The organism is Streptomyces sp. NPDC001100 (assembly GCF_053598575.1).
Window position 1 is genome coordinate 251,381 of record NZ_JBSFKO010000011.1, and the last position, 25,326, is coordinate 276,706.

24 protein-coding genes are annotated in these 25,326 nt (G+C 72.0%); 9 read left to right on the forward strand and 15 right to left on the reverse strand.

Translation table 11 applies throughout. The features are described from left to right. Positions 1–91: 91 nt before the first annotated feature. From paaD to ACWDEW_RS18705, 7 genes are all read right to left on the reverse strand, one after another. The gene (gene paaD / locus ACWDEW_RS18675; protein WP_450514064.1) at positions 92–598 is read right to left on the reverse strand and encodes a 1,2-phenylacetyl-CoA epoxidase subunit PaaD; all 507 of its coding nucleotides are present in this window, start codon (positions 596–598) and stop codon (positions 92–94) included. Continuing rightward, positions 592–1,428: a 1,2-phenylacetyl-CoA epoxidase subunit PaaC gene (gene paaC / locus ACWDEW_RS18680; RefSeq protein WP_450514065.1), complete on the reverse strand. Its 837-nt coding sequence runs from the start codon at positions 1,426–1,428 to the stop codon at positions 592–594. The genes paaD and paaC overlap by 7 nt, the downstream gene beginning before the upstream one ends. A 9-nt stretch (positions 1,429–1,437) precedes the next feature. Next, positions 1,438–1,722: a 1,2-phenylacetyl-CoA epoxidase subunit PaaB gene (gene paaB / locus ACWDEW_RS18685; RefSeq protein ID WP_019075091.1), complete on the reverse strand. Its 285-nt coding sequence runs from the start codon at positions 1,720–1,722 to the stop codon at positions 1,438–1,440. Continuing rightward, on the reverse strand, positions 1,719–2,711 hold the full coding sequence (gene paaA / locus ACWDEW_RS18690; RefSeq protein ID WP_450514066.1) for a 1,2-phenylacetyl-CoA epoxidase subunit PaaA: 993 nt from the start codon (positions 2,709–2,711) through the stop codon (positions 1,719–1,721). Before paaA ends, paaB begins: the two co-directional genes overlap by 4 nt. 127 nt (positions 2,712–2,838) lie before the next feature. Beyond that, entirely contained in the window at positions 2,839–3,705 is an 867-nt protein-coding gene (locus ACWDEW_RS18695; RefSeq protein ID WP_450514067.1) for a 3-hydroxyacyl-CoA dehydrogenase family protein, read from the reverse strand. Continuing rightward, positions 3,702–4,391, reverse strand: coding sequence for an enoyl-CoA hydratase/isomerase family protein (locus ACWDEW_RS18700; protein ID WP_450514112.1), 690 nt, complete (start codon positions 4,389–4,391; stop codon positions 3,702–3,704). The genes ACWDEW_RS18695 and ACWDEW_RS18700 overlap by 4 nt, the downstream gene beginning before the upstream one ends. A 155-nt stretch (positions 4,392–4,546) precedes the next feature. After that, positions 4,547–5,752 (reverse strand): thiolase family protein, encoded by a 1,206-nt coding sequence (locus ACWDEW_RS18705; protein WP_450514068.1) that lies wholly within the window; start codon positions 5,750–5,752, stop codon positions 4,547–4,549. 94 nt (positions 5,753–5,846) lie between these two features. Here ACWDEW_RS18705 and paaI point away from each other — a divergent pair, with 94 nt between their 5' ends. From paaI to ACWDEW_RS18720, 3 genes are all read left to right on the forward strand, one after another. Beyond that, on the forward strand, positions 5,847–6,278 hold the full coding sequence (gene paaI, locus ACWDEW_RS18710) for a hydroxyphenylacetyl-CoA thioesterase PaaI (protein WP_450514069.1): 432 nt from the start codon (positions 5,847–5,849) through the stop codon (positions 6,276–6,278). Continuing rightward, positions 6,275–7,636, forward strand: coding sequence for a phenylacetate--CoA ligase PaaK (gene paaK / locus ACWDEW_RS18715; RefSeq protein ID WP_450514070.1), 1,362 nt, complete (start codon positions 6,275–6,277; stop codon positions 7,634–7,636). The genes paaI and paaK overlap by 4 nt, the downstream gene beginning before the upstream one ends. 133 nt (positions 7,637–7,769) lie before the next feature. After that, positions 7,770–8,558: an SAM-dependent methyltransferase gene (locus ACWDEW_RS18720; protein WP_450514071.1), complete on the forward strand. Its 789-nt coding sequence runs from the start codon at positions 7,770–7,772 to the stop codon at positions 8,556–8,558. 24 nt (positions 8,559–8,582) lie between these two features. Here the strand turns inward: ACWDEW_RS18720 and ACWDEW_RS18725 are convergent, their stop codons facing one another. The 8 genes from ACWDEW_RS18725 to ACWDEW_RS18760 form a co-directional block, all read right to left on the reverse strand. Continuing rightward, on the reverse strand, positions 8,583–10,193 hold the full coding sequence (locus ACWDEW_RS18725) for a protein kinase domain-containing protein (RefSeq protein WP_450514072.1): 1,611 nt from the start codon (positions 10,191–10,193) through the stop codon (positions 8,583–8,585). A gap of 110 nt (positions 10,194–10,303) precedes the next feature. Then, complete coding sequence (locus ACWDEW_RS18730; protein ID WP_450514073.1) at positions 10,304–10,777, reverse strand: DUF4440 domain-containing protein; 474 nt, start codon at positions 10,775–10,777, stop codon at positions 10,304–10,306. A gap of 46 nt (positions 10,778–10,823) precedes the next feature. After that, the gene (locus ACWDEW_RS18735; RefSeq protein ID WP_450514074.1) at positions 10,824–11,987 is read right to left on the reverse strand and encodes a M24 family metallopeptidase; all 1,164 of its coding nucleotides are present in this window, start codon (positions 11,985–11,987) and stop codon (positions 10,824–10,826) included. Between the two features lie 216 nt (positions 11,988–12,203). Beyond that, a complete protein-coding gene (locus ACWDEW_RS18740) occupies positions 12,204–13,139 on the reverse strand; it encodes an ABC transporter ATP-binding protein (RefSeq protein WP_450514075.1) in 936 nt (311 codons plus the stop codon). After that, positions 13,136–13,921, reverse strand: a complete 786-nt coding sequence (locus ACWDEW_RS18745; protein WP_450514076.1) for an ABC transporter ATP-binding protein — start codon at positions 13,919–13,921, stop codon at positions 13,136–13,138. Before ACWDEW_RS18745 ends, ACWDEW_RS18740 begins: the two co-directional genes overlap by 4 nt. Then, positions 13,918–14,784, reverse strand: a complete 867-nt coding sequence (locus tag ACWDEW_RS18750) for an ABC transporter permease (protein WP_450514077.1) — start codon at positions 14,782–14,784, stop codon at positions 13,918–13,920. Before ACWDEW_RS18750 ends, ACWDEW_RS18745 begins: the two co-directional genes overlap by 4 nt. 20 nt (positions 14,785–14,804) lie before the next feature. Continuing rightward, positions 14,805–15,908 carry an ABC transporter permease gene (locus ACWDEW_RS18755; RefSeq protein WP_450514078.1) on the reverse strand — a complete coding sequence of 368 codons (1,104 nt, stop codon included), beginning with the start codon at positions 15,906–15,908 and terminating at the stop codon, positions 14,805–14,807. Beyond that, entirely contained in the window at positions 15,883–17,469 is a 1,587-nt protein-coding gene (locus ACWDEW_RS18760; protein ID WP_450514079.1) for an ABC transporter substrate-binding protein, read from the reverse strand. The genes ACWDEW_RS18755 and ACWDEW_RS18760 overlap by 26 nt, the downstream gene beginning before the upstream one ends. A 161-nt stretch (positions 17,470–17,630) precedes the next feature. Between ACWDEW_RS18760 and ACWDEW_RS18765 the strand changes: the two genes are divergently transcribed. From ACWDEW_RS18765 to ACWDEW_RS18790, 6 genes are all read left to right on the forward strand, one after another. After that, a complete protein-coding gene (locus ACWDEW_RS18765) occupies positions 17,631–18,278 on the forward strand; it encodes an Lrp/AsnC family transcriptional regulator (protein WP_450514080.1) in 648 nt (215 codons plus the stop codon). Positions 18,279–18,351: 73 nt separating this feature from the next. Beyond that, positions 18,352–20,460, forward strand: a complete 2,109-nt coding sequence (gene ligA / locus ACWDEW_RS18770; protein WP_450514081.1) for an NAD-dependent DNA ligase LigA — start codon at positions 18,352–18,354, stop codon at positions 20,458–20,460. A 159-nt stretch (positions 20,461–20,619) separates the two neighbouring features. Beyond that, entirely contained in the window at positions 20,620–21,168 is a 549-nt protein-coding gene (locus ACWDEW_RS18775; protein ID WP_450514082.1) for a hypothetical protein, read from the forward strand. A 108-nt stretch (positions 21,169–21,276) separates the two neighbouring features. Next, the gene (locus tag ACWDEW_RS18780; protein WP_450514083.1) at positions 21,277–22,137 is read left to right on the forward strand and encodes a PaaX family transcriptional regulator; all 861 of its coding nucleotides are present in this window, start codon (positions 21,277–21,279) and stop codon (positions 22,135–22,137) included. A 203-nt stretch (positions 22,138–22,340) separates the two neighbouring features. Then, positions 22,341–23,693, forward strand: coding sequence for an alpha/beta hydrolase (locus ACWDEW_RS18785; protein WP_450514084.1), 1,353 nt, complete (start codon positions 22,341–22,343; stop codon positions 23,691–23,693). A gap of 73 nt (positions 23,694–23,766) precedes the next feature. After that, positions 23,767–25,326: an MFS transporter gene (locus ACWDEW_RS18790; RefSeq protein ID WP_450514085.1), complete on the forward strand. Its 1,560-nt coding sequence runs from the start codon at positions 23,767–23,769 to the stop codon at positions 25,324–25,326.

Below are 25,326 nucleotides of genomic sequence, written 5' to 3' on the forward strand. Positions count from 1 at the left end.
GTCCTTTCCGCGGGCGGGAGTTGGGGACCCGCCGTGCTCTCCGCGAGCGGGGGTCGGGGGCTCGCCACAGTCGAGTGGTGGGGGCTCGCCATCAGATCTCCTTGACGTACTCGAACGGCTCGCGGCAGGCGCGGCACCGCCACAGGGCTTTGCAGGAGGTCGCGGCGAAGTGCGAGGTCTCCTCGGTGTCCGTCGCCCCGCAGCGGGGGCAGGCCACCGTACGGCGGATCGGCGACAGCGTGAGCCCGACCGGTCCGCGCGGGGCGGCACCTGGCGGTGCGATGCCGGATTCGGCGAGCTTGGCGCGGCCGGCCGGGGTGATCCAGTCGCTGCTCCAGGGCGGGCTGAGAACCGTACGGATCTCCACGCGCGCGTACCCGGCGTCCGTGAGCCGTGCGGCCACCTCGGCGCGCATCTCGGCCATGGCGGGGCAGCCGGAGTAGGTGGGCGTCAGGCTCGCGACGACCGTGCCGTCCTCACGGACCTCGACATCGCGCAGTACGCCGAGGTCCGCCAGCGTGAGCATGGGCATCTCGGGGTCGGGCACCTGCGCGGCGATGTACCGGGCGCGCCGCGCGTCGAGCAGGGTGGTCACCATGTCGCCTCCGGGTGGGCGCGGGCCACGCTCTGGAGTTCGGTGAGCAGCGGGGCCAGGTGTTCGGTGTGGTCGCCCTCGCGGCCGTGTCCGGGGACCGGTGCCGCCTCGGGCCAGGCGAGTCCGGCGGCGTCGGTGACCTGGCGGAGCACGGCCAGCACCTCGGCCTTCAACTCCCCCGTCGCCGCGAAGAGTTCGTCCAGGTAGGGCGCGACGGCGGCCAGCGCGTCCCGCATCCGCCGCTGCGACTCCGCCGTGCCGTCGCCCAGCCGGACGACCCACTCGGCGGCGTACTGACGGTGGTACGCGAGCTCCTTGACGCCCTTGGCGGCGATGGCGGCGAGCACCGGGTCCGAGGTCGTGACGGCGAGCCGCTCGAAGAGGGCCAGCCGCCAGGAGGACAGCACCAGCAGCCGGGTGATCGAGAACGCGAAGTCGCCGTTGGGCAGTTCGGCCAGCCGGACGTTGCGGAAGGCGTCCGCGTCACGGAAGTAGGCGTACGCGTCCTCGCCGCGTCCGGTGCCGTCGACCTGGCCGGCACGGGCGTAGAGCAGGCGGGTCTGGCCGAGCAGGTCGAGCCCGATGTTGGCGAGCGCGACCTCCTCCTCCAACTCGGGGGCGGCCGTGCACCATTGGGCCAGGCGCTGGGCGCTGACGAGCGCGTCGTCGCCAAGTGCCAGGCAGAAGGCGGCCAGTTGAGCGGTGTCGGTCCCCTCCGGCACGCTCTGGTCGACGCCGTGCAGCGGGTCCTCGAAACCGGTGCCGAAGGCCCAGCGGGCGTCGCCGCCGTCGTGCCCCTCGGCCAGGGACAGATAGACGTGGTCGTCACTCATTCCCTGCTCCTAGATGTGGGGGACGTCGTCGGGGATGTCGTAGAACGTGGGGTGGCGGTAGACCTTGTCGGCGCTCGGCGCGAAGAACGGGTCCTTCTCGTCGCGGGTCGAGGCGGCGATGTGCTCCGAGCGCACGACCCAGATGGACACGCCCTCGTTGCGCCGCGTGTAGAGGTCACGGGCGTGGGTGAGGGCCATCGCGTCGTCGGCGGCGTGCAGCGAGCCGACGTGGACGTGGTTCAGGCCGCGCTTGCCGCGCACGAACACCTCGTACAGGGGCCAGTCCTGCGTCATGCCGCCGCTCCTTCGGTCTTCTTCGTACGGGCGGCCTGCTTGGCCGCGTGAGCGGTGGCCGCCTCCCGGACCCAGGCGCCCTCCTCGTGGGCGGCCCGGCGGCGGGAGACCCGCTCGGCGTTGCGGGGTCCGTCGCCCTTGATCACGCGCTGCAACTCGGACCAGTCGGGGGTGCCGAAGTCGTGGTGGCCGCGCTCCTCGTTCCACCTCAACTCCGGGTCGGGCAGGGCGACTCCGAGCTTCTCCGCCTGCGGGACCGTCATGTCGACGAAGCGCTGGCGCAGTTCGTCGTTGCTGTGCCGCTTGATCTTCCAGGCCATGGAGCGGGCCGAGTTGGGCGAGTCGTCGTCGGGCGGGCCGAACATCATCAGCGACGGCCACCACCAACGGTCCACCGCGTCCTGGACCATGGCCCGCTGGGCGTCCGTGCCGCGCATCATCGTGAGCAGCAGCTCGAAGCCCTGGCGCTGGTGGAAGGACTCCTCCTTGCAGACCCGCACCATGGCCCGCGCGTACGGCCCGTACGAGCAGCGGCACAGCGGGACCTGGTTGCAGATCGCGGCGCCGTCCACGAACCAGCCGATCACGCCGACGTCGGCGAAGGTCGGCGTCGGGTAGTTGAAGATCGACGAGTACTTCTGCCGGCCCTCGATCAGCGCCTCGGTCAGCTCCGCGCGGTCCGCGCCCAGGGTCTCGGCGGCCGAGTACAGATACAGCCCGTGTCCGGCCTCGTCCTGCACCTTCGCGAAGAGGATCGCCTTGCGGCGCAGAGAGGGCGCACGGGTGATCCAGTCGCCCTCCGGCTGCATCCCGATGATCTCCGAGTGCGCGTGCTGCGCGATCTGCCGGATCAGGGTCTTGCGGTAGCCGTCGGGCATCCAGTCGCGGGGCTCGATCCGCTGGTCCTTCGCGATCGTGGCGTCGAACTGCTCCTCGAACCGCGTCTCGTCCCGGTCGGCGGCTGACGCCTCCGTGCCTGTGCTCGTCATCGACACCTCAACTCCCCTACCGACCATTCGTTCGGTTCCCAGTGTGAAGGGTTTCCCCCGGTGAGGCAAGACCTGCCGGGTGAATGACTGGTCAGCGGCCCGCGAAACGCCGTCCGCCCGCCCGTGCTCACTCCCACGTGTAGAACCCCTGTCCCGTCTTGCGGCCCAGTTCACCGCGCGCGATCTTCTCGCGCAGCAGCTGCGGCGGGGCGAAGCGCTCGCCGAGGGTGGAGTGGAGGTACTCCGCGATGGCCAGGCGTACGTCGAGGCCGACCATGTCGGTCAGCCGCAGCGGTCCCATGGGGTGCTTGTAGCCGAGGCTCATGGCATCGTCGATCGCCTCCGGCTCGGCGACGCCCTCCTCGACCATGCGGATCGCCTCCAGGCCGAGCGCCAGTCCGAGGCGACTGCTGGCGAAGCCGGGCGAGTCCTTGACGGTCACGTCCTTCTTCCCGAGGGCGTGCGTCCAGCCGAGGGCGGCACCGACGGTGGCGGCCTCGGTGCCGGGCGCGACGACGATCTCGACGAGGGCCGAGGCCGGCACCGGGTTGAAGAAGTGCATGCCCAGGAAGCGGCCGGGCCGGGTGAGCGCGGCGGCGAGTTCGGTGACCGACAGGGAGCTGGTGTTGGTGGCCAGCACGGTCGTCGCGCCCACCGCCCGCTCGGCGGCCGCGAGCACCCGCGCCTTGAGCCCGGCGTCCTCGGGGACGGCCTCGACGACCAGATCGGCGCCGGCGGGCAGACGGTCGACGGAGTCCGTAATGGTGACGCGGCCGAGGACCTGCTCCGCAGGCTCGCCGAGCAGACCACGCTCGGCGGCCCGCTTCAGCCCGGTCGCGACCCGGTCAAGCGCGGCGGCCGAGGCCTGCTCGCCGCTCTCCACGACGGTCACGGACGATCCGGCGGCGGCGAAGGACTGCGCGATACCGGCGCCCATCCGGCCACCGCCGATGACTCCTACAACTGCGGGCACGGAGTGGGGTGTTGGGCTCATGCGCGGCTACTCCTCTTCTCCAGGAAGCGTGTCATACGGTCCCTCTTGTCCTGCCCCTCGAAGAGCACGGCCTGCGCGAGGTCGTCGGCGATCGGGTGGGCCCCCGGCGAGTCGACCACGAGTTTGGTGAGCCGCAGGGCGGTGGCCGAGGACCGGGCCATCCGGTCGAGCAGCGCGTGCGCCTCGTCCAGCAGCTTCTCCGCCGGTACGACGTCGATGACAAGCCCGGCGGCCAGCGCCGCCTTCGCGTCGAGGTTCCGTCCGGCGAGCAGCACCTGCTTGGCCACGGACTCGCCGACCAGCTCGGGCAGCCGCCAGCAGGCACCGGCCGCGGCGAGGATCCCGAGACCGGGCTCCGGGTTCCCGAAGACGGCGTCCGGACCGGCGATCCGCAGATCACAGGCGTACGACAGCTCCGCGCCGCCACCCAGTGCCCAGCCGTCCACCGCGGCGAGGGTCGGCATCGGCAGTCGGCGTACCCGCTCGAAGAGCCGGCTGTTGATGCCCTGGAGCGCCTCGTCCCGCCCGCGCTCCAGCAGCTCCGCGATGTCGGCGCCGCCCGCGAAGACCCCGCCATGGCCGGTGAGCAGGAGCAGCTTCGGGCGCTGCTCCAACTGCTCGCAGACGGTGTGCAGTTCGCGGATCATCAGCCCGCTGATGGCGTTGCGGGCCTCGGGGCGGTGCAGGCTGACGACGACTCGGTCCGCGCGCTCTTCGACGAGGAGGGTCTCGTACGAGCCGGTGGCGGCCGGGGCGCTCGGGCGGGTGACAGCGGGACACGGGCCGGAGCCGGCGGCGCTCGGGTCGGAGCTGCGGGCGCTCGGGCCCGCCGCGGGCGCGCTCACACCCGCTCCACGAGCATCGCGACACCCTGGCCGACGCCGACGCACAGCGTGGCCAGCCCCCGTCGGGCGTCCTCCCGCTCCAGCCGGCCGAGCAGTGTGAGCAGGATGCGGGCGCCGGAGCAGCCGAGGGGGTGGCCGAGCGCGATGGCACCGCCGTCGGCGTTGACCTTGTCCTCGTCGAGCTTGAGGCGGCGGGTGACGGCGAGGGCCTGGGCGGCGAAGGCCTCGTTCAGTTCTACGGCGTCCAGGTCGCCGGTCCCCCATCCGGCTCGGGCGAGCGCCTTCTCGGTGGCGGGGACCGGGCCGAGGCCCATGAGGTGGGGCTGCACTCCGGCCGAGGCGGAGGTGACGATCCGGGCCCTGGGGGTGAGCCCGTGGCGCCGGACGGCGGCCGCGCTCGCGACCACCAGGGCGGCGGCGCCGTCCGACAGCGGTGAGGAGGAGCCCGCGGTGACGATGCCGCCGTCGCGGAAGATGGTGCGCAGGGAGCCGAGCTTCTCCAACGTGGTGCCGGGACGCGGGCCCTCGTCGCGGGTGACTTCCCCGTCCTTCACCGCGACCGGCACGATCTCCCGGTCGAAGCGGCCCGACTCCTGTGCTGCGACGGCCCGTTGATGGCTGCGCAGCGCGAAGGCGTCGGAGTCGGCGCGGGTGATGCCGTCGAGCGCGGCGACCTCCTCGGCCGTCTCGCCCATGGACAGGGTGTCCTGCGCGGCGAAGCGCGGGTTGGTGAAGCGCCAGCCGAGCGAGGTGTCGTGCACCTCCCCGGGTTTGGCCCAGGGGGTGCCGGGCTTGGCCATCACCCAGGGAGCGCGAGTCATGGACTCCACGCCACCCGCGACGACGAGGTCCGCCTCGCCGGCGCGTATCGCCTGGGCGGCCGAGGCCACGGCGGTCAGTCCCGAGGCGCATAGCCGGTTGACGGTGTAGCCGGGCACGGTGTGCGGCAGCCCGGCCAGCAGGACGGCCATACGGGCCACGTCCCGGTTGTCCTCGCCTGCCTGGTTGGCGGCGCCGAGGATCACCTCGTCCACCTCGCCGGCCGGGATCCCGGCCCGGCGGACCGCCTCGCCGACGACCAGCGCCGCGAGGTCGTCGGGCCGTACGGACGCCAGGGCGCCGCCGTAGCGGCCCTGCGGGGTACGGGCCCCGTCGATCAGATAGACCTCGTCGGAGGAGGGCTCGGGGCTGGTCAGGGGCATGCGTTCCACCTCTTGACAGGCAGTGGTGATGCTGGATTACTTGGCCGTGGCGCACGGTAACCGAATGTTCGGTCGGCCTACAAGGTGGTGGAAAATGACGCAGGCCACGAACACGGCCCCCGGTCCGGTGGAGAAGATGTTCGCCGCGGACGAGGCGTCCCGGGCGCTCGGAATCGAGCTCGTCGAGCACGGCGAAGGGACCGCCGTGCTCCGTATGACCGTGACCCCGGCCATGGTCAACGGACACGGGACCGCGCACGGCGGCTATCTGTTCCTGTTCGCCGACTCCGCCTTCGCCTGTGCGTGCAACAGCCACGGCCCGGTGACCGTGGCCGCCGCGGCCGACATCGACTTCGTCGCCCCGGCGCACGAGGGCGACGTCCTGGTGGCGACCGCGCGCGAGCGCACCCGGTTCGGCCGCAGTGGCATCTATGACGTGCGCGTGGAGCGCGGCGACCTGGTGATCGCGGAGTTCCGGGGACGGAGCCGCAGTATCGACAGCACGAAGACGAAGGAGTCTCCATGAGCAGCGACCCGCCGGCCCCGGTGATCGTGCCTTCGGCGCCCGCGAGCCCGCGCCTGGGCGAACCGCTCCCCGAAGGGCTCCTGGACGCCGCCGAGCGCCTCACCCGCGAGGAGCTGCGCGCGCACCAACTCGGCCTGCTCCAGGCCACGTTGCGGCACGCCTACGACAACGTGGAGCTGTACCGCCGCAAGTTCGACGAGGCCGGTGTCAAACCCGGCGACTGCCGCACCCTTGAGGATCTGGCCAGGTTCCCCTTCACCACCAAGGCCGATCTGCGGGAGACGTACCCCTTCGGCATGTTCGCCGTCCCCATGGACCAGGTCCGCCGCGTGCACGCCTCCAGCGGCACCACCGGGCGCCCCACGGTCGTCGGCTACACGGAGAACGACCTCTCCATGTGGGCGGACGTGGTGGCCCGTTCGATCCGCGCGGCCGGCGGCCGTCCCGGTCACAAGGTCCATGTGTCGTACGGCTACGGGCTGTTCACCGGCGGTCTGGGCGCGCACTACGGCGCCGAGCGCGCGGGCTGCACCGTGATCCCCGCCTCCGGCGGCATGACCGCCCGCCAGGTGCAGATCATCCAGGACTTCGAGCCCGAGATCATCATGGTCACCCCGTCCTACATGCTGACCCTCCTCGACGAGTTCGAGCGCCAGGGCGTCGACCCGCGCACCAGCTCGCTCAAGGTGGGCATCTTCGGCGCCGAGCCGTGGACGGAGGAGATGCGCCGCGAGATCGAGGAGCGCATGGACATCCACGCGGTCGACATCTACGGCCTGTCGGAGGTGATCGGCCCCGGCGTGGCGCAGGAGTGCGTGGAGACCAAGGACGGCCTCCATGTGTGGGAGGACCACTTCTTCCCGGAGGTCGTCGACCCGTTCACCGACGAGGTGCTCCCGGACGGCGACAGCGGCGAGCTGGTCTTCACCTCCCTCACCAAGGAGGCCCTGCCGATCATCCGCTACCGCACCCGCGACCTGACCCGGCTGCTGCCCGGCACGGCCCGCCCGGCCTTCCGGCGGATCGAGAAGATCACCGGCCGCAGCGACGACATGATCATCCTGCGTGGGGTGAACGTCTTCCCCAGCCAGATCGAGGAGATCATCCTGCGCACCCCCGCCGTCGCCCCGCACTTCACGATCCAGCTGACCCGGCGCGGCCGGATGGACCACATGACGGTCCGCGCCGAGGCCCGCTCCGGCGCGAGCCCCGAGCAGCGGACGGCCGCGGCGGCGGCGATCGCCAAGGGCGTCAAGGACGGGGTGGGCGTGACCGTGGACGTGGAGATCGTCGACCCCGAGACGCTGGAGCGCTCGGTGGGCAAGATCCGACGGGTCAAGGACCTGCGGGGGAAGTGACGTTCGGGCGGGCTGCCGGGCCGGTGACCGGCCCGGCGGGCCCAACTCCCCTCCCCCGCAGGCCACATGACCGTCCCGAGTACGATGATCGAGAGCTCGTCCCGATCCGTCCACTCGGCACGATGGAGTTGCCATGACGACCGACCCGCAGTCGGCCCCGCAGATCGACACCGGCAAGGCACATCCCGCGCGGGTCTACGACTGGCTGCTGGGCGGCAAGGACAACTACCCGGTCGACGAGGCCGTGGGGGAGAAACTGCCGCCCGAGGCGAAGGACGCGGCCCGGCAGAACCGTCAGTTCATGCACCGCGCGGCGACCTGGCTGGCCGGCCGGGGCATCGACCAGTTCCTGGACATCGGCACGGGCATCCCCACCGCGCCCAACCTGCACCAGATCGTGCAGCGGACCGTACCGGCCGCGAAGGTCGTCTACACAGACAACGACCCGATCGTGCTGCGCCATGCCGAGGCCCTGCTGATCAGCCACCCCGACGGGGTCACCGACTACATCCAGGCCGACGTACGACAGCCCGAGGCGATCGTCGAACACGCCCGCCACGTCCTGGACTTCGGCCGCCCGATCGCTCTCTCGCTGATCGCGCTGATGCACTTCGTCCCGGACGAGCAGGACGCGCACGGCATCGTCCGCGACCTCGTCGCGACCATGCCGTCCGGCAGCTATCTGGTCCTGTCGCACGCCGCGTCCGACCTCTACCCCGAGCTGGCCGCGCAGGTCACCGCCGAATACGCCAAGGGCGGTATCAAGCTCGGCTTCCGCACCCGCCCGGAGGTCGCCCGCTTCTTCGACGGCCTCGACCTGGTGGAGCCCGGCCTGGTGACGGCGACGGAGTGGAACCCTCCGGCGCCGGGCGGGACCCCGGAGGGCAGCGGGATCTACGCGGCGGTCGCGCGGATCCCCTGAGGGCTCGGACCACCTACCGCGCTCTCAATGCGCGGTATTGGTCTGCCACACGACCCCGCCGTCGGTCGCGATGACCATGTTGCCGTCCTCCAGCACCTTGAGGGTCGCCCCGTCGGCGCCCCCTGTGTTGCTGGCCCACACCGGCTGCGTCTGGGCGTTGTAGACCACCAGGTTGCCGTCCGCCTGGAACACCGCCGTGTTCCCCTCGCCCGAGGTCCGGCTCGCCCAGTGCGCGGTGCCGTCCTTGTCGTAGAGCACCAGGTTGCCGTCCGCCTGCATGATCAGCTTCGAGCGCACGGTCTCCACGAACTTCCCGGGCTCGAACGTGAACGGCGGCTTGACCACCACGGCGTCGGCCAGGCTGCCCGCACCCGTACTGGAGGCGGAGGGAGACGCCGTCGCTCCGCTCGCGGACGGACTGGCCGACGTGTCGGTGCCCCGGCTGGCGCTCGCGGACGGTGAGGCGTGGCCGGAGGCGGAGCCCTTGTCCTGGAAGGCGTGGGACAGAAGCAGCGCGCCGGTGCCGGCGACGACCAGCGAGGCCACGGCGATGGCGGCCCACAGCGCGCGGCGCCCGCGGCGGGTCCCGCCGCCGTCCGCCCGGGCCGGCGGGTAGGGACCGTGGGCGCCCGGCGCGGGGGTGTCGAGACCCACCTCGGGTGCGAGGAGCGTGACGGCGTGATGCTGCCGGGCGCCGTCCAGGGTGGCCGTCACCGCGTCCGGGGCGGCGGAGACCGCGCCGCCACCGAGGTCGGCGACGGTCGCGGCCCGCTCCCGGTCCGTCAACGAGCCGACAGCGAGGGCGCGTTGGTAGGCGGGGTGATGGACGAGGTCGGCCTCGGCCCGGGCGAGTTCGATGATCTGCTGCGGGGTGGGGCGCTGCGCGGGGTCGCTGCGCACGCAGGCCTCGATCAGCTCGGCGACGCCGGGGTCCACACCCCGCAGGTCGATCTCCCCGTGCACCGAGCGGTAGGACACGGCCGCGAACGGCCCGTCCCCGTACGGCGGTCGGCCGGTGACGGCGAACGCCAGGGTGGCCCCGAGGGCGAACACGTCCGCCTCCGGACCGGTCCGGCCGCCGGTGAAGGTCTCCGGCGCGATGTAGCCGGGACTGCCCATCGCGCTGCCGACCTGTGTGAGGTTGGACGCGTCGGTGGACCTGGCGATGCCGAAGTCGATCAGTTGCGGGCCGGTGGCGGAGAGGATGACGTTGTGCGGCTTGAGGTCCCGGTGCCACACACCGCGGACATGGATGGCGTCCAGCCCCTCGGCGAGGGCGGCCAGCATGACCCGGGCCAGATCCGCGGAGAGCGGTCCGCCGCTCGCGACGGCGGCGTGCAGCGTGGGCCCGGGCACGTACTCGGTGGCCAGCCAGTACGGCGGGGTGTCCAGCTCCGCGTCGATGAGCGAGGCCGTGTACGCGCTGCGGACCGTGGCCAGGGTCTCCACCTCGCGGCGGAACCGGCTCAGGGCGTGCTCGTCGTGCCGGAGGTGGTCGTTGATCACTTTCACGGCGGCGGGACGGCCCCCGGGCGACCGGGCGAGGTACACCTTCCCCATCCCGCCTTCGCCGAGCCTGCCGACCAGACGGTAACGGCCTATGTGCGCGGGGTCGGAGCCATCGGGCGAAAGCACGGAACATGTCCTCCTTGAGCGGGCCCGACGATCACCGATTCCACCGTCAGGTCGCCTCGGCCGGGCTCCGAACCGACATACTAGGGGTGTGATCGCCGACGTCAGGCCAACTAGCCGCCATCGACCGCCAGTTGCCCGTGGATGTCCTCGTGCAGGTGGACGACGAGCCAGTGTCCGCCGGGACGGCCCCGCCGCAGCACCGCCGTGATACGGGCCAGTTCCGCTGGCGCCGCACGGTAGTCGACCCGCAGCCAGTAGCGGGCCACCGCCAAGTCCCCGAAGACGTCGACTACTTGATCGTAGGCCGTGAGGCCGGTCTCGTCGGGGCCGCCCTCGGAGGTGGGGCGGCCGTCCCGGACGTCGTTCAACTCCGTTCTGCCGCAGATGAGTTCGCGGGTCGCCGAGTCCCAGATGGTGGCTTCGGGGTCGAGGAAGGAGTCGATGCGTTCCCGGTCGCCCGCGGTGTAGCCCTCGTACATTCCCGTGATCACCCTCCACACCTCGGCCAGTTCGGCGGGCGCGCCACCCGGGCGGGCGCCGCCGTCGTCGGCGGGACGGGCGGAGGGGGGCGGTGGAGCGGGCATGGCGGGTCCTTGGGGTGGGTGACAGGTGGAGGGTGGAGGGGGGCGATCAGGGCAGTACGACCAGGTCCCGCGGCCTGCGGTTGAGGCGTTCGCCGCCCGTCTCGGCGCAGATCACGATGTCCTCGATCCGCGCTCCGTACCGGCCGGGCAGATAGATGCCCGGCTCGACGGAGAAGGCCATGCCCGGCGCGAGCGGGAGCGGGCTGCCGGCCACGATGTACGGCTCCTCGTGGCTCTCCAGCCCGATGCCGTGTCCGGTGCGGTGGATGAAGTGCGGCCCGTAACCGGCGCCGGTGATGATGTCCCGCCCTACGGAGTCAAGTTGACCGGCCGTCAGACCTGGCCGTACGGCGTCCGTCTGTGCGCGTTGGGCCCGCAGCAGCACCTCGTACAGGCGGCGGAACTCGGCGGGCGGCTCGCCGACCGCGTATACGCGCGTCGAGTCGGAGCAGTAGCCGTCCGGGGTCGTACCGCCGATGTCGACGACCACCGGGTCGCCGGGGCGGATCACGCGGTCGGAGAGTTCGTGGTGCGGGCTGGCGCTGTTGGGGCCGGAGCCGACGATGACGAATTCGGCCCGCACATGGCCCTCGGTGACGATGGCGTCCGCGACGTCCCGGCCGACCTCGCGTTCGGTGCGGCCCGCCCGCAGCCACTCCCCCATGCGGGCGTGCACCCGGTCGATGGCGGCACCGGCCCGGCGCAGGGCGTCGGCCTCCTGCGGGGTCTTGCGCATCCGCAGCCCGTTGAGCACCCCGCCGGCCAACTCCTGCTCCGCGCCCGGCAGTACGGCACGGAAGGTGAGGGTCTTCTCCGCCCACATGCGGTTGTCGACACCGACGCGGGCCGTCCGGGCGGGCAGCCGGGCCGCGACGAGTCCGTACGGGTCGTCGGTCTCGTTCCAGCCGGTGATCTCGATGCCCAGGTCGCCGGCCGGGGACGCCCGCGCGGCGGGTTCCTCCAGCGCCGGGACGAGCAGGAAGGGGTCGTCGTCGGCCGGCAGGACCAGGCAGGTCAGCCGCTCCAGCGGCATGGCGTCATAGCCGGTCAGATAGCGCAGGTCGGCGCCGGGCGAGATCAGCAGGGCGTCGAGACCGGCACGGGCCGTGGCCTCCCGGGCGCGGTGGAGGCGGTCGGCCGGGTAGAGGTTCGTGACGGGTGCGGCGGGGTGGCGGGGGTGGTCGCCGTCGGGCGGCGGGGTGGCGGACATCGGCTCTCCATGGGGTTCGGCGCGAGACTCGGCGCGAGGTCTGCAGGACGGTCTGCGGGCGGGGTTCCGCCGCGTGCGGAAGGGAGCCCCGAGCACACGGACGGCGAGCAGGGCACCGCGATCAAGCGCTGCCGGGGCACAAGGGCGCCGCGCGCGAGCCGCGAGGGGCGCTGATCGGCGTTGCGGCGAGCGCGCATCCCCCGCCATCTCTCCCGCTCACGCCGCGTACAGACGACACGCGACCCCCCCCGCGATCAGCTGCGGCTCCTCGCGGTCGCAGCCGTCGAAGGCCTGGGGGCAGCGGGGGTGGAATCGGCAGCCGCTCGGTGGTTCGGCGGGGTCGGGGACGTCGCCGGGGAGTTCGGCGGGCAGCACGCCCGCTCCGTCCGGCTTCGGTACGGCGGCCAACAGGGCCCGGGTGTACGGGTGCCGTGGGTCGGCCCAGACCTCGGCGGTGGGGCCGGTCTCCACGATCCGCCCGAGGTACATGACCGCGATCCGGTCCGCGATCAGCCGTACGACGGACAGGTCATGGCTGATGAAGAGCAGCCCGGCGCCCGATTCGACGGCCAACGACCGCATCAGCGTGGCCACTTGGAGCTGGGCGGAGGCGTCGAGCGCGGAGATCGGTTCGTCCCCGACCAGCAGCCGGGGGCGGGCGGCGAGCGCGCGGGCGATGGCGATGCGCTGCCGCTGGCCGCCGGAGAACTCCTGCGGGTACCGCTCGGCGGCCTCCACCGGCAGCCCGACCCGGGTCAGCAGGTCCTCCAGGGTCGCCCCGTCTGCGGCTTCCCCCCGCCCGGTCGCGGTACGGATGCCGTCGGCGATCTGCGCGCCCACCCGGCGCCGGGGGTTGAGGGAGCCGTACGGGTCCTGGAAGACCATCTGGATGCCGGTCAGGGCCGGGTCGCGGCGACGGACGCGCAGCGGGCGTACCTGTGTGCCGTCGTAGGTGATCCGCCCTTCCGCGGCCGGGGTGAGCCCGCAGACCGCGCGGGCCAGCGTCGACTTCCCGCAGCCCGACTCGCCCACCAGACCCACGACTTCGCCCGCCCGCACCTGGAGGCTGACCCCGGCGACGGCCCGGGTGGGCGAGGCGCCCGGCCGGTGGTACTGCACGACGAGGTCCTCGACAGAGAGGAGGGGGGTCATACGGTGCTCCTTCCGGGGAGCGCGTCCAGGAGCCGGCGGGTGTACTCGTGCCGCGGTTCGGTGAGGACCCGGCCGCGCGGGCCGGTCTCCACGACGAGGCCGTGGCGCATGACGCTCACCTCGTCGGCGATCGCGGACATCACCCCCAGGTCGTGGGTCACCAGCAGGACGGCGAGGCCGAGTTCGTCACAGAGGCCGCGCAACAGCCGCAGTACGCCTGCCTGCACGGTCACGTCGAGGGCGGTGGTCGGCTCGTCGGCGATCAGCACCTTCGGTTCGCAGGCCAGCGCGATGGCGATCGCGATGCGCTGCCGCATCCCGCCGGAGAACTGGTGCGGGTAACGCCCCAGCGCCTCAAGGGGGTTGGGGATGCGCACCTGGGTGAGCAGCTCGGTGGCCCGCTCCTTGGCGGCCTTGCGGTTCAGCTTCAGGTGGTGGCGCAGATGGTCGGTGAGCTGGTGTCCGATGCTGAGCATCGGGTGCAGGCTGGTGGACGGATCCTGGAACACCATGCTCACGGATCGGCCGCGCAGCGCGGCCAGTTGGCGGGGTGGGAGGGTCAGCAGGTCGGTGCCCTCCAGCTCGATCCGGCCGCCGGTGCGGGCGCCCGGCGGCAGCAGACCGAGCGCCGCGAGCCCGGTCATCGTCTTGCCCGAACCGCTCTCTCCCGCGAGCCCGTGCACCTGACCGGGCCGCACCGCGAGGTCGACGCCGCCGAGGATGCGACGGCCGCCCAGGTCGAGGGTGAGGCCGCTGATCTCCAGCACATTGCCGGCGGTCATCCGACACGCTCCTTCTCCGCGCCGAGGGTGCGGGCGGTGCCGGGGTCGAGGGCGTCCCGGAGCGTGTCGCCGAGGAAGTTGAAGGCGAGCACGACGGTGAGGATGGCCAGGCCCGGGAAGACCCCGATCCACCACTTGTCGAACTGCTGGGTGCCGTCCGCCACCATCGCGCCCCACTCGGCGGTCGGCGGCTTCGCACCGAGCCCCAGGAAGGACAGCCCGGACAGCAGCAGGGTCGCCGTACCGATGTCGAGGGTGGCCAGGACGAGCAGCGGCCCGAGCACGTTGGGCAGGATGTCCACGCGCAGCGACCGCCAGGCGGAGAAGCCCAACAGCCGTCCGCTGAGCACGAATTCACGGTTGCGCAGACCCATGACCAGGCCCCGGGTGACGCGTGCGTACGACGGCCAGGACACGACCAGGACGGCCAGTACCGCGTTCTGGAGGCTGGCGCCGAGAGCGGCGGCGACCACCATCGCCAGGATGACGGTGGGGAACGCGAACACCAGGTCCGCGATCCGCATCACGGTCTCGTCCACCCATCGTCCGAAGAACCCGGCGCAGGCCCCCAACACCCCGCCGACCAGCAGGGACATGGCCACCAGCAGCAGGGCGAGGGGGATGGAGACCCGGGCGCCGTACAGCACCCGGCTCAGTACGTCACGGCCCAACTCGTCGGTGCCGAACCAGTGTCCGGAGCCGGGGGCGGCCAGCCGGGGCAGGTCCTGCGCGAGGGGGTCGTGCGGGGCGAGCAGCGGGGCGGCGACCACGATCAGCAGCCAGAACACCGCGACCAGGCCGCCGGTGACGGCGAGGGGGCGGCGCCAGGCGGGCGGCAGCCGTCGTAGGAGGGAGAACCTCACTCGCCCTTCGGGACTGCGTTTCACTGCACCCTCACCCTCGGGTCGATCACGCCGTACAGGACGTCCACGGCGAGGTTGACGGTCAGGTACACCAGGCCGACGACGAGTCCGACGCCCATGACGGCGGGCAGGTCGAGGGTGGTCGCGCTGCGGTAGGCGTAGGCGCCCAGGCCCGGCCAGGCGAAGATCGACTCGACCAGGACGGTGCCCGAGAGGAGCGCGCCGAAGGCGAGCCCGGCGACCGTGACGACGGGGACGAGGGCCGCGCGCAGGACGTACTGGAAGAGGACGGTCCGGCCGGGCAGGCCCTTGGCGCGGGCCGCTCGGACGTAGTCCTGGTTCAGGACTTCCAGGACGGCGGAGCGGGTGAAGCGGGTGAGCAGGCCGACGGTGTACGCCGTCAACACCAGTGCGGGCAGGGCGAGATGGCCCACCGCGTTCCAGAACACCGGCCACTGGCCGGCGAGTGCCGCGTCTACCGTGTAGAGGCCGGTGACATGGGGTGGGGCGGTCATGCCCGGGTCGAGGCGACCGCTGCCCGGGGCCCAGCCGAGCCGGTAGAAGAAGAGGTAGAAGGCGAGCAGCGCCAGCCAGAACGTCGGCACCGACACGCCCAACAGGCTGACGACACGCAGGAGTTGGTCGGTGAAGCGGTCCCGGCGCAGGGCCGCCACGACACCGAATGCCACGCCCACGATCAGGGAGACGGCGATCGCGGCCCCGGCGAGTTCCAGGGTGGCCGGGACTGCGGTGGACAGGTCGGTGAGGACCGGCTGATGGCTCTGCTGGGACTCGCCGAGGTCGCCCTGGAGCAGGTTGCCGAGGTAGGTGACGTACTGGACGGGCAACGGCTTGTCCAGGCCGTTCGCGTGCCGCCACTGGGCGACGATCGCCGGGTCGCCGATCGCCCGCTGGCCGAGGTTGGCCGCCGCCGGGTCGCCCGGGACGAGGTTGGTGAGGACGAACGTCACCAGGGTCACGCCGACGGCGAGCAGGACGGCGGTGGCGGTACGGCGCAGGAGGAAGCGGGCGAGCGGGTGGCGGGCGAGGGGACGGCGGCGGACGCGGGGCCGTCCACCGTCTCCGCCGCCCGCTTCCCTACTTGGCGCCCAGCGCGGCGACATCGATCGTCCATACGGGGTTGTAGGCGACGCCGGTGACGGACGCGGCGTAGACCGTGTTGCGGCTCGGCTGCATCAGCGGGACGAAGGGGCCGTCGGCGTTCAGCTTGGTCTGTATCTGCTCGTACAGCGTCTTGCGGGTGTCGTCGCCGATCGTGGTGGCGGCCTTGTCGCCGAGCGCGCTGAGGGCGGGGTCGGCGCCGGCCTTCCAGCCCGCGCGCAGGCCGACCAGGTTGCCGGGCAGGAAGGTCAGGTAGTCGCTGGGGTCCGGGTAGTCCGGGCCCCAGTACCAGAGTCCCAACTGCTCTTTGCCGTTGCGGTAGTTGTCCAGTTCCGTGGTGGTCGGCGCGGGGGCCAGCGTGACGGTGATGCCGACCTCCTTCAGCTGCGCCTGGACCCGCTCGGCGAGGGTCTGCAGGGACAGCCCGTCGACGGTCAGGTCGCTGGCGTACCCGAGCGTCACGGACGGCTTGGCGATGCCGCTCGCCTTCAGGGCCGCCTTCGCCCCGGCGAGGTCGCGGCCGGCGGCCGCGGAGGCGGGCAGCGCGCCGAGGAAGGTCGAGGGGATGATCCCGGCGGGCTGGACCGAGCCGGTGCCGGCGAGCGAGAGGAGGCTCTTGTAGTCGATGCCCTTGCGCACCGCCTCCGCGAACTTGGCGTTGGCCGTCGTACTGCTGACCTTGGTGTTCCGGTTGAGCAGCAGGAAGATCACGTCCGAGGACGCGCCGCTGTCCACCTTGAGTCCCCCGGTCAGCCCGCCGACCTGGTCGGAGGTGAGGTCGAGGGCGATCTGGCTGTCGCCGCGCTGCACGTTCAGCTTCTGGGTGGGCGCCTGGACGTTGCGGATGACGATCTTGTCGTAGGTCGGCTTGTCCGTGCCCGTGTACTTGGGGTTCTTGGCGAGGACGACCTCGGTGTTGGTGTTGAACGAGGTCAGCGTGTAGGGGCCGGAGCCGGCCGACGTGGTGTTGAGGTACTTCTCCGCCCCGTCAGTCGAGCTCGCCGAGCCGCCGTGGGCCTGCACCGTCCTAGCGCTGAGGATGCCGAGCGCGGGGTTGGGGAGGATGAAGGGCAGGGCGGGGTTGGCCTTCTTCGACACCAGGGTGACCGTCGAGGCGTCCGTCTTGGTGACCGTGACGCCGTCGAGCAGGAACGACGGGTTGCCCTTGAGCGCGATCACCCGGTTCAGCGAGAAGACGACATCGTCGGCGGTGACCGCGCTGCCGTCCGCGAACTTCGCGCCGGTCCGCAGGTGCAGGGTGAGCGTCCTGCCGTCCGCGGACTGCTCGTAGGAGGAGGCGAGACCCGGCACCGGCTTGGTGACGTCGGAGCCCTTGAAGGTCAGCAGCGTCTCGTAGAGCGCCTTGTCCACGATCTGCCCGGTCGGCTCGAACTCACGGCCCGGGTCGGCGGTCTTCAGGTTGAACGACGTGTCGACGACCAGGGTCTTGCCGGCCGACGAGCCGGTAGCGCTCGTACCGCCGGAGCAGGCGCTCAGGGTGAGCGCGGCGACCGCGACGAGGGAGAGTGCCACCGGGTACGACCCGGCACTGGATCTGGACATGCGTGCCTCCGTGAGCAGGGCGGAGCGGAAGAAGGCCGGGCGGGAACGGGCGGACACCGGGAGGGGACCTGGACGATTCGCCGTTAGGGTGGGCTGAAACTAACCAGGACTTTCGGCCGACGGGATCACCGCGAGACGAAAATCGACGGAGAGGCGCGAACATGGAAGATCTGTCGAGCCCGGAGACCCCTGCCGAACGCCGCTCTGGACGGATCGGCATCGGCCTTGCCCTGGATTCGGTGCATTTCAAGATCCTCGATGTGCTGCGCACCCAGGGCCGGATCTCCGTCGCGGCCCTCGCGGAACGCGTCGGTGTCTCGCGCGCGAACGCCTACACCCGCCTCGAAGCCCTGCGAGCCGACGGCGTGATCAACGGCTTCAGCGCCCGCGTCGACCACACCCGGGTGGGGCTGGAGATCTGCGCCCTGATCTTCGTCACGGTCCGCCAGGAGCTGTGGAAGCAGTTCCGCACGGCGCTCGCGCAGATGCCGGAGGTGGAGTACTGCGCCGTCACCACCGGCCAGCACGACGCCATGATCCAGATCCGGGTGGCCGACGTCACCGCCGTGCACCGCCTGGTCACCGACCGGCTGTCCACGATTCCCGCGGTCCGCGCCACCGAGACGGTGATCATCCTGGACGAGGTGCTGCGCCGCCCCTACGTCCTGCCGTCCGCGCCCCGCTCCAGCGAGACGGCGGCCGGCCCTCCCCAGGACACCGCCGCCACGAGCCAGTTCGGCATGACCCGCTTCATCCGTGCCGCCGAGGGCCGGGCCGACCTCCAGCGGACGTCCGAGCCGGAGGACTGACGGGCACCGGGCTCCGTGCTTCCCGGCGCTCGCTCCCGGGGCATTGTCAGTGGTGACAGGCAGGATGAGAGTCATGACTACACCAGCTGCAGTGATCGTGGATGCCGTCGGCTACGCACAGGCGGTCGAGGACGCGGTGAAGGCTTCGGCCGCCTACTACACCGGCGGCACCTCGGTGCTGGACGACGACTCCTACGACCGGCTGGTGCGCGGTATCGCCGTGTGGGAGGCGGACCATCCCGAACAGGTGCTGCCCGACTCCCCGTCCGGAAAGGTCGCCGGCGGCGCGGTCGAGGGCGACGTCCCGCACACGGTGGCGATGCTCAGCCTGGACAATGTGTTCTCCCCCGAGGAGTTCACCGCCTGGACCGTCTCGCTGGCCCGAAGAACCGGCCACGAGGTCACGCGGTTCAGCGTCGAGCCGAAGCTCGACGGCCTGGCGATCGCCGCCCGCTACACCGACGGCCGCCTCACCAAGCTGATCACCCGCGGCGACGGGACGGCCGGGGAGGACGTGTCCCACGCGATCGGCACCATCGAGGGCCTGCCCGCCGAGCTGACCGAGCCGGTCACCGTCGAGGTGCGCGGCGAAGTCCTGATGACCACCGCCCAGTTCGAGCACGCCAACGAGGTCCGCACCGCGCACGACGGACAGCCGTTCGCCAACCCGCGCGGCGCCTCGGCGGGCACGCTGCGCGCCAAGGAGCGCGCCTACACCGTGCCGATGACGTTCTTCGGCTACGGCCTGCTGCCGCTCGCCGGCACGGAGGCGGGGCTCGCGGAGCGGCTGGGCGAGCTCGCGCACAGCGAACTCATGGACCGGACCGCCGAGTTGGGCGTCAACACCACCGCCACCACACCCGTGCCCGGCATCACCGCCGACACGGTCGAGGAGGTGCTGACCCGGGTGCGGGAGATCGCCGCGCTGCGGGCCGGGCTGCCGTTCGGGATCGACGGGATCGTCATCAAGGCCGACCTCGCCGCCGACCAGCGGGCCGCCGGGTCGGGCTCACGGGCCCCGCGCTGGGCGATCGCCTACAAGCTGCCCGCCGTGGAGAAGATCACCCGGCTGCTGGAGGTGGAGTGGAACGTGGGCCGCACCGGCATCATCGCCCCGCGCGCCGTGCTGGAACCGGTGGAGATCGACGGGGCCACCATCACCTACGCCACGCTCCACAACCCCGGCGACATCACCCGCCGCGATCTGCGCCTGGGCGACCACGTCATGGTCCACCGGGCCGGTGACGTCATCCCCCGCGTCGAGGCGCCCGTCGCGCATCTGCGGACCGGAGACGAACGGCCCATCCTCTTCCCGGAGGTGTGCCCGCGCTGCGGTTCCGGCATCGACACAGGCGAACTGCGCTGGCGCTGCGAACAGGGCCGCAACTGCCACCTGGTCGCCTCCCTGTCCTACGCCGCAGGCCGCGACCAGCTCGACATCGAGGGCCTGGGCCACACCCGCGTCGTCCAGCTCGTCGAGGCGGGTCTGGTCACCGATCTCGCCGACGTGTTCGCCCTGACCCGCGAGCAACTCCTGGGCCTGGAAAGGATGGGCGAGACCAGCACGGACAGCCTCCTCGCCGCGATCGTCACGGCCAAGGGACAGCCGCTGTCCCGGGTGCTGTGCGCGCTCGGCGTGCGCGGCACCGGCCGGTCCATGTCCCGCCGTATCGCCCGCTACTTCGCCACCATGGACAACATCCGCGCCGCCGACGCGGAGGCGATGCAGCGGGTCGAGGGCATCGGCACCGAGAAGGCCCCTTCGATCGTCGGCGAACTCGTCGAACTGGCCTCGCTGATCGACAAGTTGGCCGCCGCCGGGGTCAACATGACCGAGCCCGGCGCGACGCCGCCGGCGCCCGTGACGGACGAGGCGGCGGCCGACGGCGACGGCTCGCCGGACACGGAGACGGGTGCGGGTGCGGCGGACGGTCCGCTGGCCGGAATGGCGGTGGTCGTCACCGGCGCGATGACCGGCGCGCTGGAGAAGCTGAGCCGCAACGAGATGAACGAACTCGTCGAGCGCGCCGGCGGCCGCTCCTCCTCCAGCGTCTCCAAGAAGACCACTCTGGTCGTCGCGGGCGCCAACGCGGGGTCGAAGCGCGCCAAGGCCGAATCGCTCGGCATCCGGCTCGCCACCCCCGAGGAGTTCGCGGTCCTGATCGCCGACTACCTCGACTGAGGCCGGGAACAACCCGGGCCGGTCGGCCGTTCTTCCCACGTGCGGCCCCGGCCGGTCTCCCCCGTCCGGCCGGGGCCGCTTTCACTCCCAGGAGCGACCTCTCGCACTCCGCGACAAGGGCAGAATGGACGCCACACAGCCGCTGCGGATGGGGAGTTCATGGACACGCGTACGTTCGACGCGCTGACGGAGTCGATGAAGAGCGCGTACGTCGCGGGTCTCGGTGAGGACGCCGTGCCCCGTCCGGTCATCATGCCGCTCGTGCGCGGCGAGTTGGTCGGCCTGATCTGGCTGCGCCCGGTCGAGCCCGGCCGCGACGCCCTCACCGCGATCGCGTCGCTCTCGAACATCGCCGCGGCGGCCGGCGCCGACGAGATCGTCCTCGCCTGGGAGACCCACGACGTGGCCACCGTCTGCGAACTTCCCGTCGACGGCCCGTCCCCCTGCCTCAACATGGTTCACGCGTCGAAGGACGGCCACACGCTCCACCAGTTCCCCTACACCGAGGACCCGGCATCGGGCGTGCCGCAGTGGCAGCCGGCCCCGGCCCCCCAGCCCGACGCCAAGCTGGCGCCGCCCGTGCAGGCCGCCGTCGACTACGCCTTCACTCCCCTCGACCTGGACCACCCCTCCCCGTTCGGCGTCACGGTCGTCCTGATGGAAGAGGACGGCTACCACCTGCGCCTGACGGAGGCGTTCGCCTTCTGACCACCTCGGGGCCGACGACATCGTCATTCGGCACACCGAAAACGGCCGTCACAGACATGACACAGTTCATGGCCCAACGGCGCCGCGCGCCCGCCCCGGGCCTACGCTGTGGCGGTGACCAGTGTCGATGTCGCCGTAGGACCCGCCGCCGAGAGCGGTCCCGAACCGCGCACCCAGTCCCTGATGCTGACCTTCTTCGGCGCCCATGTACTGGGGCGGCCCATCGCCGTGTCGTCGGGCAGCGTGATCGCGGCGCTCGGCAGGCTGGGCAGCACCGAGGAGGCGGTGCGCACCACCCTGAACCGCATGGTCAAACGCGATCTGCTGGAACGCAGCCGCCAGGGCCGCAAGACGTACTTCGGACTGACACCGCACGCCGTCCAGGTGCTGACGGACGGCCGCGACCGCATCTGGCGCACCGGCGCGGTGAACCGGGACTGGGACGGCCGCTGGACGATGGTCGGCTTCTCGCTGCCCGAGGCCTGGAGCCGCGAGCGGCACGATCTGCGCTCCCGGCTGATCTGGGCGGGCTTCGGCCCCCTGCAGAACGGCCTGTGGGTGGCCCCGGCGCCCGTCGACGTCCGCGAGATGGTGGCGGGTCTCGGCCTGGAGCCGTATCTGCGGGTGTTCCGGGCGGAGGTGGAGTCGCCGACCGACGTCCGCGAGGTGCTTGAGCAGGCCTTCGACGTACCGGCCATCGGCGCGCGCTACCGGGCGTTCCTGGAGCGCTGGGACCGTACCGACCCACTGCCCGCGGCAGCTTCCGGAGACGAACTCGCAGGCCAACTCCTGCTGCACACCGACTGGTTGGACCTCGTACGACGCGACCCGCATCTGCCCGCCGAGCACCTGCCCGCGGACTGGCCCGCCGCCCAGGCGGAGACGGTGTTCCGCGGCCTGGCGCGCCGCTGGGACCGCCCGGCGGCACGCGCCGCCGCACGGCTGCTGGACACCCTGACACTGGGCTGATCCACTCCCCGCGCCTCGCCGGTCCACCCCGAGCCCCCGCATGCCCCGAGGACCGCACCCGTCCGCCTCATTATTGGTCATTCTATTGACGGCAATGAAAAAAGAGCCCTACATTCACAGCGCTCTTCCGGCTCGGCCTTCCCGGCCTGGCCTTCCCGCCCGCTCCCCCACTCGGTCCCCCCTCGACCCGCGGAGCCGCCGTCATGCCCCGACCCCGTCTCTCGACCCTCGCCGCAGCCTGCGCGACAGCCCTCGCAACCGCCCTGATCGGCCCGGTGGCCGACGCCCATGCCACGACCGCCGCCCACTACTCCGGCACACTGACCGACGGTGCCACCTGGATCGCGGACACACCCGAGACCTGGAACGGCACCCTGCTCCTGTTCAGCCACGGCTTCGGCCCTACGACCGCTGCCGACGCCCCGTCTCCCGCGGTGGCCCAGGCCCTGCTGGCCGCCGGTTACGCCCTCGCCGGCTCCTCCTACGACCCGAACGGCTCGATGTGGGCGCTCGACTCGGCCGAGCGGGACCAGTTCGCCGCGCTCACCGCGTTCCGCCGAGAGGTCGGCGCCCCGACCCGGGTCATCTCGGTGGGCCAGTCGATGGGCGGTCTCGTCAACGCCCAGGTCGCCCGGGACGGCGCCGGACGTGTCGACGGTGCGCTCGGCCTGTGCGGCCTGGTCGCGGGCGGTGTCGACCTGGACAACTACCAGCTGGACGCGGAGTACACCCTGGCCACGTTCTTCGACCCCGGCGACGCCGACGCCCTGGTGGACCTGGACAGCCAGGCCGACGGCGCCGCCCTCGCCGGTCGGCTCACAGCGGCCGTGGAGACGGCGCAGCAGACTCCGACGGGCCGCGCCCGGATCGCCCTGGCCGCCGCCTACCTCAACCTGGCCGACTGGGCGCCCGGTCAACAGCCGCCCGCGCGCGGGGACTTCGCGGGCCAGGAGCAGCAGCAGTACGCGTGGCTGGCCCAGGGCCTGCTGGGGTTCATCGTCCCGGCGCGCTGGTCGGTGGAGCAGTCGGCCGGCGGCAACACGTCCTGGAACAAGGGCGTCGACTACGCCGGGCTGCTGCGCGGGTCCGCCCACGCCAAGCAGGTCGAGGCGCTGTACCGCGACGCCGGGCTCGACCTGCGCACCGATCTGAATCGACTCACCCGTGGTGCGGACATCACGGCCGACCCGGCCGCGGTGGCCCGTCTGCAGCGGACCTCGACCGCCGGGCAGAGCCTGGCCGTACCGCTGCTGGACATCCACACCGTCGCCGACCAACTGGTGCCCGTGGAGCAGGAGTCGGCCTTCGCCGGCCGAGTCCGCGCGGCCGGCGACTCCGCGCTCCTTCGCCAGGCCTACGTGGCCCGTCAGAGCCACTGCAACTTCACCACCGCCGAAGTGGTCGCCGGTCTGCACGCGGTGGAGCACCGGCTGGACACCGGACGCTGGAGCGACTCCGTCTCCGCCGCCCAACTCCAGCGCAGCGCCGACGAGTTGGGCCTCGACGGCGCCGCCTTCACCGACTACCGGCCGAGCCGCCTGACCGGCACGCGCTGATCCCGATACGCCCGCCCCACATCTCTCTCCCGTCCCCGCCCCGTCCCGCACGCATCAGGAGCCCTCCGTGTCGATGACGACCGAACCGACCGAATCCTCCACCAGAACCGCCACCGGGCCCGGCCTGACCACCGGCACCCTGGTGGCCGGTCTCCTCGCCGTCTGCCTCGCGCAGATCGGCCTGGCCATACCGGCCACCCTCAACGGGCTGTTCCAGTCCGACCTGCATCCGGTCGGCTCCCAACTCACCTGGATCTCCGACGCGTTCCTGCTTCCGGTCGCCGTGCTGGAGCTGACCTTCGGTCTGCTCGGGGACCTCTTCGGACGCAAGCGGCTGCTGGTCGGCGGCGCCGCGCTGCTGGCCGTGGGCGAGTTGGTCAGCGCCACCTCCTCCGGCGTCCACCAGCTCTGGACCGGGCAGGCCCTGGCGGGGCTGGGGGCCGCCGCCCTGTTCCCGACCTCGCTGGCCATCCTGGCGGCCGGCACCACCTCACCCGCGCAACGGGCCCGCGTCATCGCGATGTGGGCGGCCCTGTTGTCCACCGGCGGGTTCATCGCCCCGCTGCTCGGCGGAGTCACGGCGACCTACGGATCCTGGCGCTGGTCCTTCGTCGTGGTCACCGCCGTCGCCGTGGCGAGTGTCGCGGTCAGCGCCCTGTTCGCCGTCAACTCCAGTGCACCCGAGGGCCGTTCACTCGACATCGCGGGACAGGTCACCATCGGCCTGGGTCTGTTCGCCCTGCTCTACGCCATCATCCAGGGCCCGACGGACGGTTGGGCCTCGCCCTCGATCGTCATCGCCTTCGTCCTGGCGGCCCTGTTCCTCGCGGCCTTCGTGCTGGCCGAGAAGCACGCCAAGTCACCGCTCCTGCGCCTGGACCTCTTCCGCAACCGCGCCTTCGCCGTCGCCTCGGTCGTGGCGGTGGTGGGCATGTTCGCCTTCCTCGGCACCGCCTACTCCGTCAGCATCCGGCTCGGCCCGGTGCAGGACCAGGCACCCATGCGCACCGGCTTGGCGTTCGTCCTCCTCAACGGCGTCACCCTGGCCATGCTGCCGCTGACGGAACGACTGCTGCGAACCGTCGCTCCCGGCCTGCTCCTGGGCACCGGGCTGCTGTTGATCGCGGCGGGCGACTACTGGGCGGCCACGCTCCCGATCACCGACACCGCCTTCACCTCACTGATCCTGCCGCTCGGTCTGGTCGGCCTGGGCTTCGCCATCACCGTCTCGTCGATCACGGCGACCGCCGTGAACACCGTGCCGACCCATCTGGCGGGCATGGCGAGCGCCACCACCAACCTCCTGCGCGACTTCGGCTTCACCCTCGGCCCGGCCGTCATCGGCGCGGTCGCCCTGAGCCGCGCGGCAAGCAGTTTCGCCGCCTCCCTCGACAACTCCGCCCTGCCGCAGGCTCTGAAGGGCGCGGGCACGGCCGTACTGGAGGAGGGCGGCCCGCTCGCGGTGAACGGCGCCTCGGCGGCCTCACCGAAACTGGCCGACCTGCACCCCCTCGCGCTGGACGCCCTCGGCCACGGCTACTCGATCGGCTTCGTCGTCTGCGGCAGCGCGGCCCTGGTCTCGGCACTGCTGGCCCTCGTCGCGCTCCGGGGCCGCAAGGCTTCCTCCGTATGA

Bases quoted from the DNA above. Each gene is read 5' to 3' on its own strand.
- paaD (WP_450514064.1), bottom strand. From the start codon at position 598: ATGGTGACCACCCTGCTCGACGCGCGGCGCGCCCGGTACATCGCCGCG.
- paaC (WP_450514065.1), bottom strand. From the start codon at position 1,428: ATGAGTGACGACCACGTCTATCTGTCCCTGGCCGAGGGGCACGACGGC.
- paaB (WP_019075091.1), bottom strand. From the start codon at position 1,722: ATGACGCAGGACTGGCCCCTGTACGAGGTGTTCGTGCGCGGCAAGCGC.
- paaA (WP_450514066.1), bottom strand. From the start codon at position 2,711: ATGACGAGCACAGGCACGGAGGCGTCAGCCGCCGACCGGGACGAGACG.
- ACWDEW_RS18695 (WP_450514067.1), bottom strand. From the start codon at position 3,705: ATGAGCCCAACACCCCACTCCGTGCCCGCAGTTGTAGGAGTCATCGGC.
- ACWDEW_RS18705 (WP_450514068.1), bottom strand. From the start codon at position 5,752: ATGCCCCTGACCAGCCCCGAGCCCTCCTCCGACGAGGTCTATCTGATC.
- paaI (WP_450514069.1), top strand. From the start codon at position 5,847: ATGACGCAGGCCACGAACACGGCCCCCGGTCCGGTGGAGAAGATGTTC.
- paaK (WP_450514070.1), top strand. From the start codon at position 6,275: ATGAGCAGCGACCCGCCGGCCCCGGTGATCGTGCCTTCGGCGCCCGCG.
- ACWDEW_RS18720 (WP_450514071.1), top strand. From the start codon at position 7,770: ATGACGACCGACCCGCAGTCGGCCCCGCAGATCGACACCGGCAAGGCA.
- ACWDEW_RS18730 (WP_450514073.1), bottom strand. From the start codon at position 10,777: ATGCCCGCTCCACCGCCCCCCTCCGCCCGTCCCGCCGACGACGGCGGC.
- ACWDEW_RS18735 (WP_450514074.1), bottom strand. From the start codon at position 11,987: ATGTCCGCCACCCCGCCGCCCGACGGCGACCACCCCCGCCACCCCGCC.
- ACWDEW_RS18740 (WP_450514075.1), bottom strand. From the start codon at position 13,139: ATGACCCCCCTCCTCTCTGTCGAGGACCTCGTCGTGCAGTACCACCGG.
- ACWDEW_RS18745 (WP_450514076.1), bottom strand. From the start codon at position 13,921: ATGACCGCCGGCAATGTGCTGGAGATCAGCGGCCTCACCCTCGACCTG.
- ACWDEW_RS18755 (WP_450514078.1), bottom strand. From the start codon at position 15,908: ATGTCGCCGCGCTGGGCGCCAAGTAGGGAAGCGGGCGGCGGAGACGGT.
- ACWDEW_RS18760 (WP_450514079.1), bottom strand. From the start codon at position 17,469: ATGTCCAGATCCAGTGCCGGGTCGTACCCGGTGGCACTCTCCCTCGTC.
- ACWDEW_RS18765 (WP_450514080.1), top strand. From the start codon at position 17,631: ATGGAAGATCTGTCGAGCCCGGAGACCCCTGCCGAACGCCGCTCTGGA.
- ligA (WP_450514081.1), top strand. From the start codon at position 18,352: ATGACTACACCAGCTGCAGTGATCGTGGATGCCGTCGGCTACGCACAG.
- ACWDEW_RS18775 (WP_450514082.1), top strand. From the start codon at position 20,620: ATGGACACGCGTACGTTCGACGCGCTGACGGAGTCGATGAAGAGCGCG.
- ACWDEW_RS18785 (WP_450514084.1), top strand. From the start codon at position 22,341: ATGCCCCGACCCCGTCTCTCGACCCTCGCCGCAGCCTGCGCGACAGCC.
- ACWDEW_RS18790 (WP_450514085.1), top strand. From the start codon at position 23,767: ATGACGACCGAACCGACCGAATCCTCCACCAGAACCGCCACCGGGCCC.